Annotated in this window: 15 protein-coding genes and 1 pseudogene; all 16 read right to left on the bottom strand. The window is 45.6% G+C overall.

Annotation, left to right across the window (positions count from 1 at the left end):
* Positions 1-6 precede the first annotated feature (6 nt).
* Entirely contained in the window at positions 7-1,476 is a 1,470-nt protein-coding gene (yabN, locus tag M1D59_RS00375) for a bifunctional methyltransferase/pyrophosphohydrolase YabN (RefSeq protein ID WP_026578996.1), read from the bottom strand.
* Positions 1,466-3,058 carry a putative polysaccharide biosynthesis protein gene (locus tag M1D59_RS00370; protein ID WP_458117710.1) on the bottom strand — a complete coding sequence of 531 codons (1,593 nt, stop codon included), beginning with the start codon at positions 3,056-3,058 and terminating at the stop codon, positions 1,466-1,468. Before M1D59_RS00370 ends, yabN begins: the two co-directional genes overlap by 11 nt.
* Positions 3,059-3,282: 224 nt before the next feature.
* The gene (spoVT, locus tag M1D59_RS00365) at positions 3,283-3,819 is read right to left on the bottom strand and encodes a stage V sporulation protein T (protein ID WP_020449813.1); all 537 of its coding nucleotides are present in this window, start codon (positions 3,817-3,819) and stop codon (positions 3,283-3,285) included.
* A gap of 137 nt (positions 3,820-3,956) precedes the next feature.
* Positions 3,957-7,490 carry a transcription-repair coupling factor gene (gene mfd / locus M1D59_RS00360; protein WP_458117709.1) on the bottom strand — a complete coding sequence of 1,178 codons (3,534 nt, stop codon included), beginning with the start codon at positions 7,488-7,490 and terminating at the stop codon, positions 3,957-3,959.
* 64 nt (positions 7,491-7,554) lie between these two features.
* The gene (locus M1D59_RS00355; RefSeq protein WP_003178210.1) at positions 7,555-7,785 is read right to left on the bottom strand and encodes an anti-sigma-F factor Fin family protein; all 231 of its coding nucleotides are present in this window, start codon (positions 7,783-7,785) and stop codon (positions 7,555-7,557) included.
* A gap of 56 nt (positions 7,786-7,841) precedes the next feature.
* Positions 7,842-8,408: an aminoacyl-tRNA hydrolase gene (gene pth / locus M1D59_RS00350; RefSeq protein WP_020449811.1), complete on the bottom strand. Its 567-nt coding sequence runs from the start codon at positions 8,406-8,408 to the stop codon at positions 7,842-7,844.
* Positions 8,409-8,524: 116 nt separating this feature from the next.
* Entirely contained in the window at positions 8,525-9,151 is a 627-nt protein-coding gene (locus M1D59_RS00345; RefSeq protein ID WP_020449810.1) for a 50S ribosomal protein L25/general stress protein Ctc, read from the bottom strand.
* Between the two features lie 80 nt (positions 9,152-9,231).
* Entirely contained in the window at positions 9,232-10,182 is a 951-nt protein-coding gene (locus M1D59_RS00340; protein WP_020449809.1) for a ribose-phosphate diphosphokinase, read from the bottom strand.
* Between the two features lie 20 nt (positions 10,183-10,202).
* Entirely contained in the window at positions 10,203-11,573 is a 1,371-nt protein-coding gene (glmU, locus tag M1D59_RS00335; protein ID WP_101561975.1) for a bifunctional UDP-N-acetylglucosamine diphosphorylase/glucosamine-1-phosphate N-acetyltransferase GlmU, read from the bottom strand.
* 301 nt (positions 11,574-11,874) lie between these two features.
* Positions 11,875-12,168 (bottom strand): septation regulator SpoVG, encoded by a 294-nt coding sequence (gene spoVG, locus M1D59_RS00330; RefSeq protein WP_003178198.1) that lies wholly within the window; start codon positions 12,166-12,168, stop codon positions 11,875-11,877.
* Between the two features lie 181 nt (positions 12,169-12,349).
* A complete protein-coding gene (gene ridA, locus M1D59_RS00325) occupies positions 12,350-12,727 on the bottom strand; it encodes a 2-iminobutanoate/2-iminopropanoate deaminase (RefSeq protein ID WP_020449807.1) in 378 nt (125 codons plus the stop codon).
* A pseudogene (gene purR / locus M1D59_RS00320) lies at positions 12,725-13,578 on the bottom strand (pur operon repressor); the annotation flags it as partial. The pseudogene purR and the gene ridA, both read right to left, overlap by 3 nt.
* A 56-nt stretch (positions 13,579-13,634) precedes the next feature.
* A complete protein-coding gene (gene ispE / locus M1D59_RS00315; protein WP_025809574.1) occupies positions 13,635-14,504 on the bottom strand; it encodes a 4-(cytidine 5'-diphospho)-2-C-methyl-D-erythritol kinase in 870 nt (289 codons plus the stop codon).
* A 236-nt stretch (positions 14,505-14,740) separates the two neighbouring features.
* Entirely contained in the window at positions 14,741-14,926 is a 186-nt protein-coding gene (locus M1D59_RS00310) for a small, acid-soluble spore protein, alpha/beta type (protein WP_003178189.1), read from the bottom strand.
* Between the two features lie 156 nt (positions 14,927-15,082).
* Positions 15,083-15,343 (bottom strand): biofilm formation stimulator Veg, encoded by a 261-nt coding sequence (gene veg / locus M1D59_RS00305; protein ID WP_003178187.1) that lies wholly within the window; start codon positions 15,341-15,343, stop codon positions 15,083-15,085.
* A 224-nt stretch (positions 15,344-15,567) separates the two neighbouring features.
* Positions 15,568-16,449 (bottom strand): sporulation peptidase YabG, encoded by an 882-nt coding sequence (gene yabG, locus M1D59_RS00300; protein WP_023855980.1) that lies wholly within the window; start codon positions 16,447-16,449, stop codon positions 15,568-15,570.
* Positions 16,450-16,451 lie beyond the last annotated feature (2 nt).

Here is a 16,451-nt window from a genome sequence, read left to right as displayed (position 1 = left end):
CACTTGTCAGCTCCTTTCAATGTCTTTCGCTTCATTCCACAATTCGTCCATTTCTTCAAGCGTCATACTTTCCAGATCCTTGCCCATGCGCTTTGCAGATTGTTCAATATGCGTGAACCTTCTGTAAAACTTGGCATTTGTCATCGCCAGGGCTTCTTCCGGTTCAATTTTATAAAACCGGCCGATGTTGACGAGAGCGAATAAAAGGTCGCCGAACTCTTCTTTCATTTTTTTGCTGGACTGTTCGGCTTCGGAAATTTCTGAAGAAAATTCTTTCATTTCCTCGTGAACTTTATCCCAAATATCCTGGACATTCGACCAGTCGAATCCGGTCTTTGCCGCCTTTTTCTGAAGCTTGTTCGCTTTTGACAAAGCAGGCAGCGGCTTTGGAATGTCGTCGAGAAGGGATGGATCGTCCGCTTGTTTCTCCTGTTTCTTGATCTCTTCCCAGTTTACCATGACGTCGGCCTCATCACGAACAGATACTTCTCCGAAGACATGCGGATGCCTTCTGATCATTTTTGCCGTAATGCCGCGAATCACATCGTCAATTGTAAAAAGACCGTCATCCTCGCCGATCTGCGCATGCAGCAGAACTTGGAGCATCACATCGCCGAGCTCCTCAACAAGGTGGTCGGGATCTTCTTCATCAATCGCCTCGAGCACCTCATAGCATTCTTCAATTAAGTATTTTTTGAGCGATTCATGGGTTTGTTTCCGATCCCACGGGCAGCCGTCCGGTCCGCGCAGCTTCCTGATGACGCTGCGGAACATCGAAAATTCCTTGTACAGAACCTCCTCGTCTTTGACCGGCGGAACGTAGACGCTCGTTAAATTATTGATACCGACACTTCTGTCCAATTCGTAAAGAGGCACTGTCCGAATGTCTTGCATACTGCTTCCGGCCGCTGTGACAATGACGACTTCATAGTCATCAGGGAGCTTTTCCATCAACGTCAGTTTGACCTCTGATGCCGTCATTTGATCATATACCTGGCAAATAATCAAATGATGACGGAGCTCGACTTCGTCAGCGGAAAACCGGACGGCGTCGACAAACTGAAACCCGTCAATCGGATCGATCTGCAAAGCATTTAATGTCGCATCAATAAAGCTGTGGCCTCCCTCGACAACGACATCGGCCTGATGAGCGCCCCGCCTCTCAAGCAAAAGCTGAACCGTTTTTTCAGCGACGAACGGATGGCCCGGAACGGCATAGAGCACATCGCGCTGCTTCGCCTCCTCAAACAGCCGCTCTACGATCTCCTCGTAAACATCTTCGAATTGATCATGCTTTTCATAAACCTCATCAAAAAAATGAATCTCAGCTATTTCTTTTTTCAGGTCTTCTATTAACGGATGGTCTTTCGTCCTGACATAAAGAACCTCCGCTTGTGTGAGCCGTTTATATACACCGAGGGTTAATTGATTCATATCGCCTGCCCCCAGGCCGACTACCGTGATTTTACCGGCCATGCCTGCCGCCCCTTTCTCGTTTTAATGTCAGGAGCTTGCTGCCAAAAGGTACAAGCTCAAGTTCTTTTTCTGAAAACACGCGTAATGTGAAGATACCGGACAAAAAGACAATGCCGCCTACGAATACGGCGCTAAGACTTTCCGCAGTCGCGATCCATCTGTTTTCATGAGGTATGGCCGCTTCAAAAGCAAAAAGCCACACCGCCAGAGCGGCCGACATGATCACAGCCGACAGCAAAACTCCCGCTATCCTGTATTCCGGCAGCTTGATCCAGCCTTTCCTTTTCAGCTGAAAAAAATTGAGTCCAGCGACAGTAGCGAATGACATCATAGTCGCAAAAGCGGCGCCGGAAATGCCGAAACCGGGGATCAGGAGCTCGTTCAATACGGCTTTCACAAAAAAGCCGCAGCAGACGGAAACAGCTGGAAGACATGTATTGCCGAGTCCTTGCAAAACAGCAGTCATCGTGATCGCCAACGATGCAAACAGAATCGACACGCTGAAAATCTGCAGCGCAGCCGTTCCATCGCTGTTCTTAAACAGCATGACATTCACCGGCTCCAAAATGCATATCAGACCGGCGGCTGCTCCAGTGCCGATGACGAAGCTCATTTTTAGCGAATAACGGATCTTTTCCTCCAGAACCGCCGTTTCTCCATTTTTCTTCGCTTTTGTAAGGGACGGGACAAGAGCTGTCGCAATGCTCGCAGCAAAAACGGTTCCAAGCTGCAAAAGCGGCTGTCCTCTGTCATACACCCCTTTTGTATGTTTCGCCTGAAGTTCGTCCATTCCTTGTCCGGCCAGCAATGAATACAAGTTCATTGCGTCGACGAGCTGGATGAGAATCAGCATGAGGCCGGCCGTGCAAATCGTAACCGAATGCAGACACAGCTGTTTCAAAATATCGCCTGTACCGGCCTCTATCCCGGCGGCAGCGGGTTGCTTTTCACGCTTGGCCCAAAACACGACGAGAATGAAAAACGCCGCAAGGCCGCCGACAAGGGAGCCAAAGGCAGCCCCTGCCCCGGCGTCATATAAGGAAAAGCCGTTTTTGACGAGCCACCACGTCAAAATGAGGATCGCCCCGACCCGGAGTGTCTGCTCTCCAATTTGAGAAAGTGCCGTCGGAAGCATCCGTTCGCCTCCTTGAAAATAGCCTCTAAGCAAAGACACGAGCGGCAGCAGCAAATAAGAAAACGACACGGCGCGGATCACCCCGGCAAGGGCGGGATCACCCATAAACCCTGCGATGGCTTCGGCTCCGGCAAACAAGAGAAGAAAAAAGCCAAGGCCCACGACCGACAAAAAAAACATAGACACCCGGAGAATTTTTGCCCGGTTTGCCGTCCCGTAATCATTCAACAACTTTGAAATGATGACCGGGAACCCGGAGGTGGCAAGCATCACAGATATTCCGATCATCGGATACACCTGCTGAAAAATATAAAAACCGACATCTCCAACTATATTTTGAAAAGGCACTCTATATACAGCGCTTAATATCTTTGATAATATCCCCGCCAATGATAAAACAAAGGCGCCTTGCCAAATCCATTGTCTTTGGCCTTTTAAAAACCCCATTCCTTTAAGCTCCTTCCAATGCGCTTTCTCTCAGCTTTCTAAAAAGCGCACGAAACGTGCTTATTATACCATATTCAAGACTCATACCCCGCCTGCAACTGTGAACTAAAAAAGAACAGCCCAAAAGGTGCTGTTCCAACTGCTGATGCTGATTCAAGCTGAGAAAAACGCTTTCGGCATTCCAGCTCGTTCGAGCAGGAATGTCAAAATAAAAGGAATGAGACCTATTGTTCCATTTGACGGGCCAAAAAACCAGCGGCGGTTTCAACCGCTTTATGTTCCACTTCGCCGATTGACTGGTCTTTCGAAAAAATGACAACCGCTCCGATCGGATCGCCGTTTGCAACAATCGGACCGACGGTATAAGAAGCAACCTCTTCGTCAATACCATCAATAAGCTGAATTGTCTTGGCGTCTCCTTCCAAAACAGAATTTCGCTGATCCATCGCCTTTTCGACCATGTCGCTGATCGATTTGTTTAAATAGTCTTTTTTAGACCCCCCGGATACTGCGATATACACATCCCGGTCGCAAATCAGCACGGAATGGCCCATGCTGTCATAAAGCGCATCAGCATACTCCTTTGCAAAGTCGCCGAGCTCGCTGATCGGAGAATATTTTTTTAAAATAACCTCCCCATCCCGGTCCACAAATATTTCCAAAGGGTCTCCTTCACGAATGCGCAAAGTTCTGCGGATTTCCTTCGGGATCACGACCCGGCCTAAATCATCAATTCGACGTACGATACCAGTTGCTTTCATCTCTGCTGCCTCTCTTTCATTTGATGATATATCTGGTGGATATAAACAGAGCTGTGTACTTATGTAACACTCTCCACTCTTGATTGGTTTTAGTATCCTTCACATCAAATGTAATATACGCGAGAAACAACAAATTTTTATGATGAAGCGATCGTTTGCTTTTTAACGTTTTGAAGGCCTTTCAATATTTCGAGAAGCGTTTCCATCCACTCTTCCGGATTTCGGTTTTTCACTTGAATCGAAATTTTCAATTTCTTTCCTTCCATCCCGAGGCCGATCTGTCTGCCGTACTTACTGCCGAGTTCAAACAGTTTTTGGCCGTCTATTTCGGCACTAGCTTTTTCGTCAATCGTCAGTCTGACGGCGTCTTTATCCTGCTTGATCAGCTCGACGCGTTCGGTGATGGCATATACCTTCGCCTCTGCGATGGCGAATAAATATTCGACTTCTTTCGGGTATTCGCCGAAGCGGTCGATCATCTCGTCTTGAAGCTCGCTCTTTTCTTCAATGGTTGAAATCGCTCTGAACCGTTTATACATATCTATTTTTTGCTTGCCGTCTGTCACATAAGTCTGCGGAATATATGCGTCAAGCTCCAAATCGATTTCCGGTTCAAATTTTTCAGCTTGCGGTACATCTCCCTTGCGAGCTTCTATTGCTTCCTTGAGCATTTGCGAATATAAATCAAAACCGACAGAATCAATGAACCCGTGCTGCTGCGCACCTAAAAGGTTTCCGGCGCCGCGGATCGTTAAATCGCGCATCGCGATTTTAAATCCTGACCCGAGTTCTGTAAATTCTTTAATCGCCTGAAGCCTTTTTTCGGCCACTTCCGTAAGGACTTTGTCCTTCCGGTACGTAAAGTAAGCGTAAGCTACACGGTTTGAGCGCCCGACACGGCCCCTCAGCTGGTACAGCTGGGAAAGCCCCATCTTATCTGCGTCAAATACAATTAGGGTATTGACGTTTGGAATATCAACGCCCGTTTCAATAATCGTTGTGCTGACGAGCACATCCGATTCTCCCTCTAAGAAATTCAGCATGACCGATTCGAGTTCGTTTTCTGTCATCTTCCCATGGGCATACGTCACCTTGGCATCAGGCACAAGCATCGAGATTTCTTCCGCTTTTCTTTCAATATCCTCCACCCGGTTGTACAAGAAGTAAACCTGACCGCCCCTGGCCAGCTCGCGTTCTATCGCTTCTCTGACTAGGGCCCCGTTGTATTCGACAACGTACGTCTGTACAGGGAAGCGGTTTTCCGGAGGCGTTTCAATGACTGACAAATCTCTGACACCGAGCATGGACATATGAAGGGTTCGAGGTATCGGAGTTGCCGTTAACGTCAAAACGTCGACATTCGCTTTAATGCGTTTAATTTTTTCCTTGTGCGTGACACCAAACCTTTGTTCTTCATCGATGATAAGCAGTCCAAGATCTTTGTACACGACATCCTTGGACAACAGCCTGTGAGTGCCGATTACGATGTCAATCGTTCCGTTTTTTAAGCCCTTGATCGTTTCATTTGCTTCTTTTCTCGTCCGGAACCGGCTGAGCAAACCGATATTAATCGGGTAGTCCTGGAAACGTTCCAATATCGTTTCATAGTGCTGCTGTGCGAGGATCGTAGTCGGCACGAGGATCGCGACCTGTTTTCCGTCTGCAATCGCTTTAAAGGCGGCGCGGATCGCCACTTCCGTTTTGCCGTAGCCCACATCGCCGCAAAGGAGCCGATCCATCGGTCTTTCTTTTTCCATGTCTCTTTTAATCTCATGGATCGATCTCAGCTGGTCCTCTGTCTCCTGATAAGGAAATGCGGCTTCAAACTCACGCTGCATTTCATGGTCGGGAGAAAACGCGTAACCTTTGCTTGCTTCCCTTTCGGCATAAAGCTTGATCAAGTCATCGGCGATATCCTGGACAGAGCTTTCAACCTTTTTCTTAACCCGTTTCCATTCGCTTCCCCCGAGTTTATAAAGCTTCGGCTCTTTGCCTTCGGAACCGACGTATTTTTGCACCTGATCAATTTGGTCAACCGGTACGTAAAGCTTGTCGCTTCCCTGGTAGTGAATATTCAGGTAATCCTTATGAATGCCGTTGATCTCCAGCGTTTCAATCCCTAAATACTTTCCGATACCGTGGTTCACATGGACGACATAATCGCCGATCTGAAGCTCCGAGTAGCTTTTGATCCGTTCGGCATTGGTCAGTTTTTGTTTGCGCGCCTGCTTTTTGACACGCTTTTTAAACAGTTCTTCTTCGGTAATGACGGCCAGCTTGATCATCGGAAGTTCAAAGCCGGATTGAAGACCGCCTTCCATAATGTAAATCTGGCCTTGGGCAAGCGCTGCATCCTGGTCGGCCTGGGCGGCTTCGATCTCATAATCGGACAATACAGACGCAAGTTTTTCGACGCGTTCTTTGCTGTCCCCTAGAAAAACCGTTGTATATTTCGATTTCTTAAACCGTTCAATCTCATTTTTGAGCACATTCATTTGTCCGTGAAAGCTCTGCATTTGCTTGCTTGAAACATTGACGATGTTTTGCGGACTGGTGTGCTGCACATGCCTTAAAAACAGCGAGTAATACAAAATCGGGCGGGACTGTTTTGAAATGAGGCTGTGAAAAGGAAATGACATTGCTGTATCATGAAGGATTTTCCCTTCTTCCAGCAGGCTCGTAATCCATTCTGCCTCTTCCTTTTGAAGCTGGTCTTCCATTTCATGAATACGGCTGATCTCATCTAGTATCAGCAAAGTATTTTTCGGGAAATAATCTAGTAAACTAGCAGGCCTCTCATAGAAATAAGAAAGGTATTTAACCATTTCCTGGCCGATATGACCTTCCTTGAGCCGCTCTTTATCTTCCGCGATATTTTGATCGAGAATTTCCTTTTGTTTATCAAGCTTCAGCTTTTTAAGACTGTTGGCAAGACCTTTATCGATTTGTTCAAGCGCTCTTTGCCGATCTTCATCCCGCACGATCAGTTCCTTCGCAGGGCCGATCGTTACTTCATCGCGCGTTTCCAGTGAGCGCTGATCATCCGTATTGAATATACGAATCGAGTCAACTTCTGTATCAAACAATTCAATCCGGACAGGGTTTTCTTCGGTCAATGAATAGACATCGATAATCCCCCCGCGAATACTGAATTCGCCTGGAGCCGCCACCATATCCGTACGCTCATACCCCATTTGAACAAGCTTCTGAAGCAGCTGTTCCGGGTCGATGTCGCGCCCCGTCTCAATGCGAATCTGACTGTTTTGCCATACTTCGACAGGGGGCAGCATTCTTCTGACGGCTGCTGCCGGAGCAATAACGATAGGCGTTTCACCGCTTGCAAGCCGATTTAAGACATCAAGCCTTTGCGAGCGCAGCTCAGGGCTTGCCACCGCAATTTCAGAAGAAATCAATTCGTTGACAGGATATAATAGGACAGGCTGATCTTTTATCAGCCCTGTCAAGTCATCTGTAATTTTTTGAGCCTGATAAAGGTTATGCGTAATTAAAAATACCGGCCGTCTCGTTTCTTTTGTAAGAGCGGCTGTAAATAACGACCGGGCAGATCCGGAGAGCCCCGCAAGCAGCTGTTCCTTCAGCCCTTCGTTCAAGCCGTTGACGATGGATTTAAAATCATCGCTTTTTGTGATATAGGATTGAATATTGTTCAAATGAGCCCCTCCTCTCTTCCTCAAATAGAAAAATGCTTTGGTCTAGTCTCTACACCAAAGCTATTTATTGAATAAACGAATGATATTGGTGATAATCCGGGTTTCGCTCAAGCGCTTCTTGACAATCTTCACATATCGTCTTCACGTGTAAATCCCCATTATCCATATAAGAAATCATATCGTTTCTTTCATCGTTTGTTAAGTGGTTAAAGCCTAACTGTTCACTGTTTACATAAGAATGATCAAGACTTCCGACTTTAACGCCGCAATGCCGGCAATAATAATGTAAAGCCATAAAGGAACCTCCATACCGAGTCTTTTTAAAACTAGTATGTTCCGTTCCCTTCTGCCTTATACCTTAGCATTAAATTCATTCATGACTTCTAAAAAAGGTTTTTCCAGAGAAGCTTCACAGGCCTTGGCCGATTGTCTGACGGCCTCTTGTATCACCGGCTCTTCTTCATCTGTAAAAGCGCCAAGCACATAATCGACGATTTTCATGCCGTTGACCGGACGGCCGATTCCGATTCTGATCCGGTTAAACTCAGTTGTTCCCAGATGCTGAATCATCGATTTGATGCCGTTATGGCCTCCTGCGCTTCCTTTCGTCCTCAGACGGATTCTTCCGGTCGGAAGATCCAAGTCATCGTAAATCACTTTCAAATTGTCAACAGGGATCTCATAATAGTCCAAAAGCGGCCTCAAACATTCTCCCGATAAATTCATATATGTAAGCGGCTTAACAAGTAGAACCTTTTTGCCGGAAACAAATCCGATTCCGTATTGACCGTTGAACTTTGTTTTATCAAGCGGAATGTTCCACTCTTTTGAAAGCTCATCGATCGTCATAAATCCTACATTATGTCTCGTATTTTCATATGTTTTACCCGGATTGCCCAATCCTGCAAACACAAGCATTATTCTATATCCTCCCTTAAGCAAAACCCTGCCTCAGCATACTGAGGGGGAGCATCCTAATTTCCCCTCATTCTAGCACAAAAGACGTAACCGCGGGAGGATTACGTCTTACGTACTTATTCTTCTTTTTCCTCTTCAGTGCCTTTTTCTGGTTCCTCAACGTCTTGAGCGGCTGATTCGGCTTCCGTTTCTTCCTGCTTTTGAGGAGGAAGAATGGATGCAACAACTTCATCAGGCTCATGGTTGTATGAATAATCGCCTTTAGACGGAATATCGCCGACGGTTAGAACATCGTTGACTTCGAGACTGGAAATATCGACCTCGATCGTTTGCGGAATGTTCTTCGGCTTCGCTGTGACAGACAGCTCGTAAAGCGGCTGCTGAAGAACACCGCCCTGTTTAATCCCCTCTGCTTCACCCGTAAGGTTTACAGGAACCGTCGCCTCCATTTCCGCTTCCATATCAACCACTTTAAAATCGGCATGTACAATTGAATCTTTTAATGGATCCGTCTGCAGCTCAGTCACCATAACAGAGTGCTGGTCTCCGTTTATATCCAAGTTGATAATCGTATTTTTGCCCTCAGCTCGCAAAATTTTTAAAAGCTCAATACTGTCTAACGCAACGGATTTGTTTTCCAGGTTTCTTCCGTAAATGACACCCGGCACATACCCGGATTGCCGGATCTTTCTTAAAGAAGACCGTCTGGAATCCGTTCTTTCTTCCGCTTTTAAAATTGCCATGTTCAGCACCATCCTATCGTTAGATTGGTCTTTCTAAAACCATACCCATAACGACAAAACTTTAAACCAGAATCAGCAAATTAATCGAACAGGAAGCTGACAGATTGTTTTTCATGCACACGAATAATCGCTTCTGCCAGAAGCGGTGCAACAGAAAGCTGCTTGAACTTCGCGATTTTCTTTTCTTCAGGAAGCTCAATGCTGTTGGTCACAACGAGCTCTTTAATTTTCGAATTGTCGATTCTTTCGATCGCCGGACCGGAAAGAACCGGATGTGTACAGCATGCATACACTTCCTCTGCGCCGCTTTCGACGAGCGCATTAGCCGCAAGCGTAATCGTTCCTGCCGTATCAATAATATCATCAATTAAAATGGCTGTTTTCCCTTCAATATGTCCGATGATATTCATAACCTCGGCTACATTCGGCTTAGGTCGGCGTTTATCGATAATCGCAATCGGCGCTTTCAAGCGGTCCGCCAATTTGCGGGCACGCGTCACACCGCCGTGGTCAGGGGACACGATCACGACATCCTTGAAATTTTTCTCTTCAAAATAATTACCTAAAATCGGAACACCCATTAAATGATCGATCGGTATATCAAAGAAACCTTGGATTTGCGGCGCGTGAAGATCAAGTGCAATCACACGGGTAGCTCCGGCGGTTTCCAGCAGGTTTGCCACCAGTTTGGCTGTGATCGGCTCACGGGAACGGGCTTTACGGTCCTGACGGGCATAGCCGTAGTAAGGCATCACGATATTAATCGTTTTCGCCGATGCGCGTTTCAGCGCATCCACCATAATCAAAAGCTCCATAATATGCTCGTTCACCGGTGCGCTTGTCGATTGGATGACATAGCAGTCGCAGCCGCGGATGCTTTCTTCAATATTAATTTGAACCTCACCGTCGCTAAAGCGTTTAACAGAACTCTTCCCCAGCTCAACTCCGACGATATCTGCGATTTCCTTCGCAAGACCCGGATTTGAGTTTAAAGAAAAAATCTTCAAATTGTCGTCTTCATATTTAGACATGGTAAACCTCCGATTTAGGATTATTTTTTGTGTATGTTCTCAGCGTAGTCTTCTTTGTTGACTTGTCTTGCTCTGGCAATAGACAAAGCCCTGCCTGGTACATCGTCGGTAATCGTTGAACCCGCAGCTACGTATGCGCCTTCGCCAATTGTCACCGGAGCGACCAAATTGGAGTTACAGCCGATAAATGCCCCATTTTCAATCTTCGTTTTGAACTTATGTTTCCCATCATAATTTACGGTAATCGACCCGCAGCCGAGATTGACATCCGTTCCGATTTCCGCGTCCCCTATGTAGCTTAAATGAGATGCTTTGCTGCGATCACCAAATTCCGATTTTTTCACTTCGACGAAATTCCCGATCCTTACCTCATTGCCGATCTTTGAATCGGGTCTGATATGAGCAAACGGTCCAATTGTAACATCGTCACCGACTTCACTGTTCACGACAACGGACTGCTTAATAACCGTTCTGCTGCCGATCGTACTGTTTTCGAGTTCGCTGTTCTGTCCGATGACCGCGTCCTCACCGATGACAACCCGCCCTTTAATAACGGTGCCGGGATAAATCACGGTATCTCTGCCGATGACGGCTTCCGGTGAAATATATGTGTTGTCAGGGTCGATTAAGCTTACGCCGTTTCGCATGTGGCGTTTATTGATCCGCTGCTTCATATAAATTTCCGCTTGTGAAAGGGCGACTCTGTCATTGACTCCGAGCGTTTCCTGGAAGTTGCCAGTCTGATAAGCGGCTACAGTTTCACCTTGATTTTTCAAGATCTCAATGACATCCGGAAGATAATATTCCCCTTGTACGTTGTCATTGGAAACCTGCTCGATCGTTTGAAAAAGAGCTTCGTTGTCAAAACAATAAGTTCCTGTGTTAATTTCTTTGACAAGTCTTTCCTCGTCTGTTGCATCTTTATGTTCGACAATTTTTGCAACATCGCCGTTTTCATTGCGAATAATGCGTCCGTAGCCTGTCGGATCCTCCGCTACAGCGGTTAAAATCGTCACTTTTGCTGCTTTTTTCTGGTGCTCATTGAGCATGGCTTCCATCGTTTCGGCAGTTAAAAGCGGTGTATCTCCGCAAATGACGATAGTCGTTCCTTTTTCGCTTCCAAGAATCGACTTGGCCTGCTTAACGGCATGGGCTGTTCCGAGCTGTTCAGCCTGCAGGGCATATTCGCTTTTTTCCCCGAGGTGTTTTTTGACATCTTCGGCTCCATGTCCAACTATTGTGACAAGTTTTTCTAATGATAGCTTGCGAGCTTCGTCGACAACATGCTCGACCATAGGTTTTCCGCAAACCGGATGAAGAACTTTATAAAGCTTTGATTTCATTCTTGTTCCTTGACCAGCTGCTAACACAACTGCAAACCGCTTATCCATGTATTGGCCTCCATTATCCCTATTATCCATAGAAAAATATATCCTAAATATGAGTTGATTTCAAGCAAGCCAAAATGAGAAATCAGAAAATCAAGACAGCATATTTTGGATATTCAGAGTATATTTAGGATTCACTGATCAGGGAGACAAATTGATTCCTTCGGGATGGGATTCTCAAACCGCCATATGTTTTACCTCCTGTTTCTGTTATACGCAATCACAAACCATATATTGTCATTTTATTATGATAAGATTATTTTTTTTCAAAACAAAAAGGGCTTATCCATAAGCCCTTCTTTTTTTAAGAAGCTCCAGCTTCTTCATATTCTATTTCCTCAACGTCACCCAAACGATGATATTCATTTAACACCGCGTCCTGAATTTTTCCGCGGGTGCTTGAGTTGATTGGATGAGCGATATCACGAAATTCTCCATCAGGTGTACGCTTACTTGGCATCGCAACGAAAAGACCATTGTTTCCATCAATTACACGAATATCATGCACTACAAATTCGTGATCCAGCGTGATGGATGCAATCGCTCTCATGCGACCATCGGTATTCACGCGGCGTAATCTTACGTCGGTAACTTCCACAGTAGTTCACCACCTTTTCCCAATATAAAAACATTAGTGTAACTATTCAACGGTTTTTTTTTGTTTTCCTGCATAATTAAAAATATTTTTGTAATATTGGGATAAAAAAACACTGAATTGACAAATTTTCCAAACAAAAAAGATGATTTTGGAGACCAAAACCATCTTTTCGGAGTTTTTTCTATTTTACTAATGCGACGACTTCTATTTCAACGAGCGCGTCTTTCGGCAGCCTTGCCACCTCAACACATGATCTCGCCGGTTTGTGGGTATCGAAGTACTGTCCGTAAACTTCATTCACCTCTGCGAACTGATTCATATCCGCCAAAAACACAGTTGCTTTGACGACAGTCTCCAGAGAGGCGTTCGCTTCTTTCAGCACGGCTTTTAAATTGCGGAAAACTTGATGCGTCTGTTCTGTGATGTCTCCAGTCACCATTTCACCCGACGGGGTCAGTGGAATTTGCCCTGAACTGTAAAACATGTTATTGACAACAATTCCTTGTGAATACGGTCCGATCGCCGCCGGTGCTTCTTTTGTCTGAACAACCTTTGTCATCTCAAACTCCCCATTTCCTATTCATTGTCTGCAAAAAAACGCTGAAAGTTTCCGTTTTGGATTTCCACCTTTTTTTCCTTCATATCAATTTCAGAAAGAGTCAAAAGGGACATGTACTCATCGACCAGCCGCTCCTTGACTCCCTGAGCCTCCACAAGAACACCGATGCCTGCTACATGGGCATTGAATTCCTCGAGAAGATTGATCATACCGTTGATCGTTCCTCCCGCTTTCATAAAGTCGTCTATAATCAAAACGCGCGAGCCCGTCTGCAAGTTGCGTTTTGCAAGAGACATCGTCTGAATGCGGTTGGAAGATCCAGACACATAGTTAATGCTGACCGTTGAACCTTCAGTTACCTTATTGTCTTTTCTGACGACCACTGTCGGCACATCAAGGTAGCTGGCTACCGCATATGCCAGAGGAATTCCTTTTGTCGCCACCGTCATCACGACATCGATCTCCCTGTCTGAAAAAGCTGAAGCAAAAATCTTGCCGGCCTTCGTTAATACAGAGGGCTTGCCAAGGATATCGGTTAAATACAAATATCCGCCGGGCAATATCCGTTCCGAATCGATCAATGACTCACCGAGCGACTTTACAAATTCCTCCGCTTCATCGCGTTTTACCTTTGGAATGTATTTAACGCCGCCTGCTGCTCCCGGCACGGTCTGAAGCGTCCCGATCCCCTGCTGCTCGAAGGTCTGCTTAATAATGGTTAAATCTTCACTAATGGATGATTTAGCAGATTGATACCGTTCTGAAAAGAAGGTTAATGGCACTAAGACATGCGGATGGGTCAACAAATAATTTGTCAGATCCACCAATCTGCCGCTTCGACGAAACTTCATGCACTTACCTCCAAAATCCGAATATTTTTAAAAATAATATAACTTAACATACGGATTTAATCAAGTTCATTTTGTTCTCCGATCATCCGCACCGCATAAACCTGATCGCAAAACCCTCTTAATCCGTTATAGATTCTTTGTACTTTTGATTCGTATTGAACCAATCCGAACACAGTGGGGCCGCTCCCGCTCATCAGCACAGCATCGGCGCCAAACCGCTTCATTTGATTTTTGATCATCGCGACTTCGGGATGCATATTCAATGTAACAGATTCGAGAACATTGCCGAGTTTGTCACACATTTTTTGAAAATTCTTCTCTTCGATCGCAGAAATCATACCTTGAACATCCGGATGTTCAATCTCATCGACTTTCAGCTGCTTGTACACTTCTGCAGTTGATACGCCGATCGTCGGCTTTGCCAGCACAACCCAGCAGTGCGGCGGAGTCTCGATATGACGGATTTTCTCTCCTCTTCCCGTTGCAAGAGCCGTTCCTCCATGTACGCAAAAGGAGACATCAGATCCGATCTCAGCGCCAAGCTCAGCCAGTTCATTCATCGAAAGCTTCAAATCCCACAGCCGGTTCAGCCCTCTGAAGACGGCAGCCGCATCGCTGCTTCCTCCCGCAAGCCCCGCAGCAACGGGAATCACTTTCGTAATAAATATAGAAACACCTTTTTTAATGCCGTATCGTTCTTTCATGAGCATTGCAGCCTGATAAGCAAGGTTTCGCTGATCGTCGGGAACAAAGCGGTTATGCGAGGAAACCGTTACTTTATCTTCTGCCAGCTCGGTTAATTCAATCCGATCCGCCAAATCAATTGTCGTCATGACCATCTCTACTTCATGATACCCATCTGGACGTTTGCGGCGAACGTCGAGCGACAAATTAATTTTAGCCGGCGCCTTCTCTAAAATACGCAATCCATTCACCTACTTCTCCATCTAAACATAAGTATCCACATTGTAACATATTTTGAAGTACAGGACGTACAAATGCATGCGCACGTGCAGGACACCGCGCTCTTAGCATGCGGTCATTCCCGCAGATCGCGATTGCCCCCTTCAGCGAATCCTCAAGGCGTTTGCAGCACCTGATCGGCTGAATGCAGATCAATGAAAAAAACGGAGGACAGAAGCGCCCTCCGTATGTCACTGTTTTAATGATTTTGCTGGTTTTGAGCCATATGCTGTTCGGCTAATTCAATGGCCCTCTTCACCATGTTACCTGCGTCTCTGGCCCGAATTCCGCCCCAGCCCTCGGTTTTTACCGTGTCGTAAAATCCAAGATCCTTAGCCAATTCATTTTTGAATTCCTCTGACATGATGCTTCGACGTCTGCCCATGCGAAACAGCCCCTTTCAAGTATCATACCATCCGTCTGACTCATCATAAAACAAGTGACATGTATTAGCTTTGCTCGATTTGGGCAGAACTTCCCCGAAAAATTCTGGATAAAAAAAGGCAAAACAAAAAGCAGCAAACATAAAGTCCGCTGCTTATTAAAGGGCTACTGAGCTGGTTTTATCATCAGAAAATCTCAATTCAACCGTCTCAGTAAGAATATCCGCATAACTGTATGAAACTCTTTCAAACGAATTCTCGTCTTGGTCTAGTTGTATCACAAAAACAGAAGGGTACGTCTCAGCTAAAATGCCCGAACGCTCAATCGTTTTTCGGCGGCCACCGTTTGCTTTTAACGTCAGCCTTTTTCCCAAATGTCCATCAAGCGATCTTTTAATATCGGACAACGTTTTCGCCATTGCATCCACCTCACTATATTCAGTATACACCAGAAGCCCATTTTTGTCAAATAAAATTTAAATTATATCAACGTTCATAAGCCTCTGTCAATAAAATATTTGTGACAAATTATACGCCGACTTTCCCTTATTTTCCTCATTTTTCGTTTCATTATGTATGTTTTTTTAAAAAAAGGTAAAAACATTCGGCTGTATGGCAAAAACCCGCCATCCGGCGGGCTCGTTTAATCGTTTTCTTTTGTTTTATATGGCATTCCGATTCTCAACACGCCTCGCGTCTCAATGCCTCCGAGTCCCTTTTCCCTCGTCAGGGTGTTTCTGAGCACTTCCCAGACGTTAATGCGGTCCATAAACGGAGTGAAGCTGATTTTTGCGACTATATAGACCGGATCAAGCGCATGGATGTTGACTCTTGACGGAGAGCTTGCAAAATTTGCACCGGCTCTGATCAGTGATTCAAAATGGGACTGGCATGCGCCGGCAAAAATGACAAGCTGATCAAGATGGGGAATTTTTTTTCTCGCTTTTTGAACGGTTTCGATAAAATCTTTTGAATGCCTGTAGGCATCCAGATTGTTAATATCACCCTTCTGCTTAGAATAGGCATCGTGTCCGGTGATGACGAGAAGATCCGGGCGGTACTCATCGATCAGTTCCTCGATGACCGATGACATTTTCTTTTCATAACAATGAATGCCGTATACAGGAACCCCGATCTTTTCATAGAGCGCCAGACATTTTTTTAAATAAGCCGAATCCCCGTCTAAATGAAGGACTCTTCCAGGCATATGAAAGTACTGCTGTTGATTGTTATATTGGTTTGTGGCGCGGTACTCATGTTTATTGTGAAGGAGTTTGTAATCCTGGCGGAGAAGATCGAGGGATTCTTTCATTCTCGATTCTTCTTCCCGCTTTCTCATCTGCCGCTCAGCCTCGCGGACCATTTCCAGGTCCGTTAAATATGCGTCAGCGATTAATCTGACCTCATCTCCGTGCAAAACGGCCACAGGTTCTCCATTTGCCGATTGATCAATTCGTATAATTCGAAATAAGATATCTCTTCGATAAGATTTTCTGACGACCATATCGCCTATTTTAAATTGCATGC

It is taken from the genome of Bacillus sp. PK6-026 (genome assembly GCF_054161455.1).
Note: the sequence above shows the minus strand (reverse complement) of the source record. Positions and strands in the feature narration are given on the sequence as shown.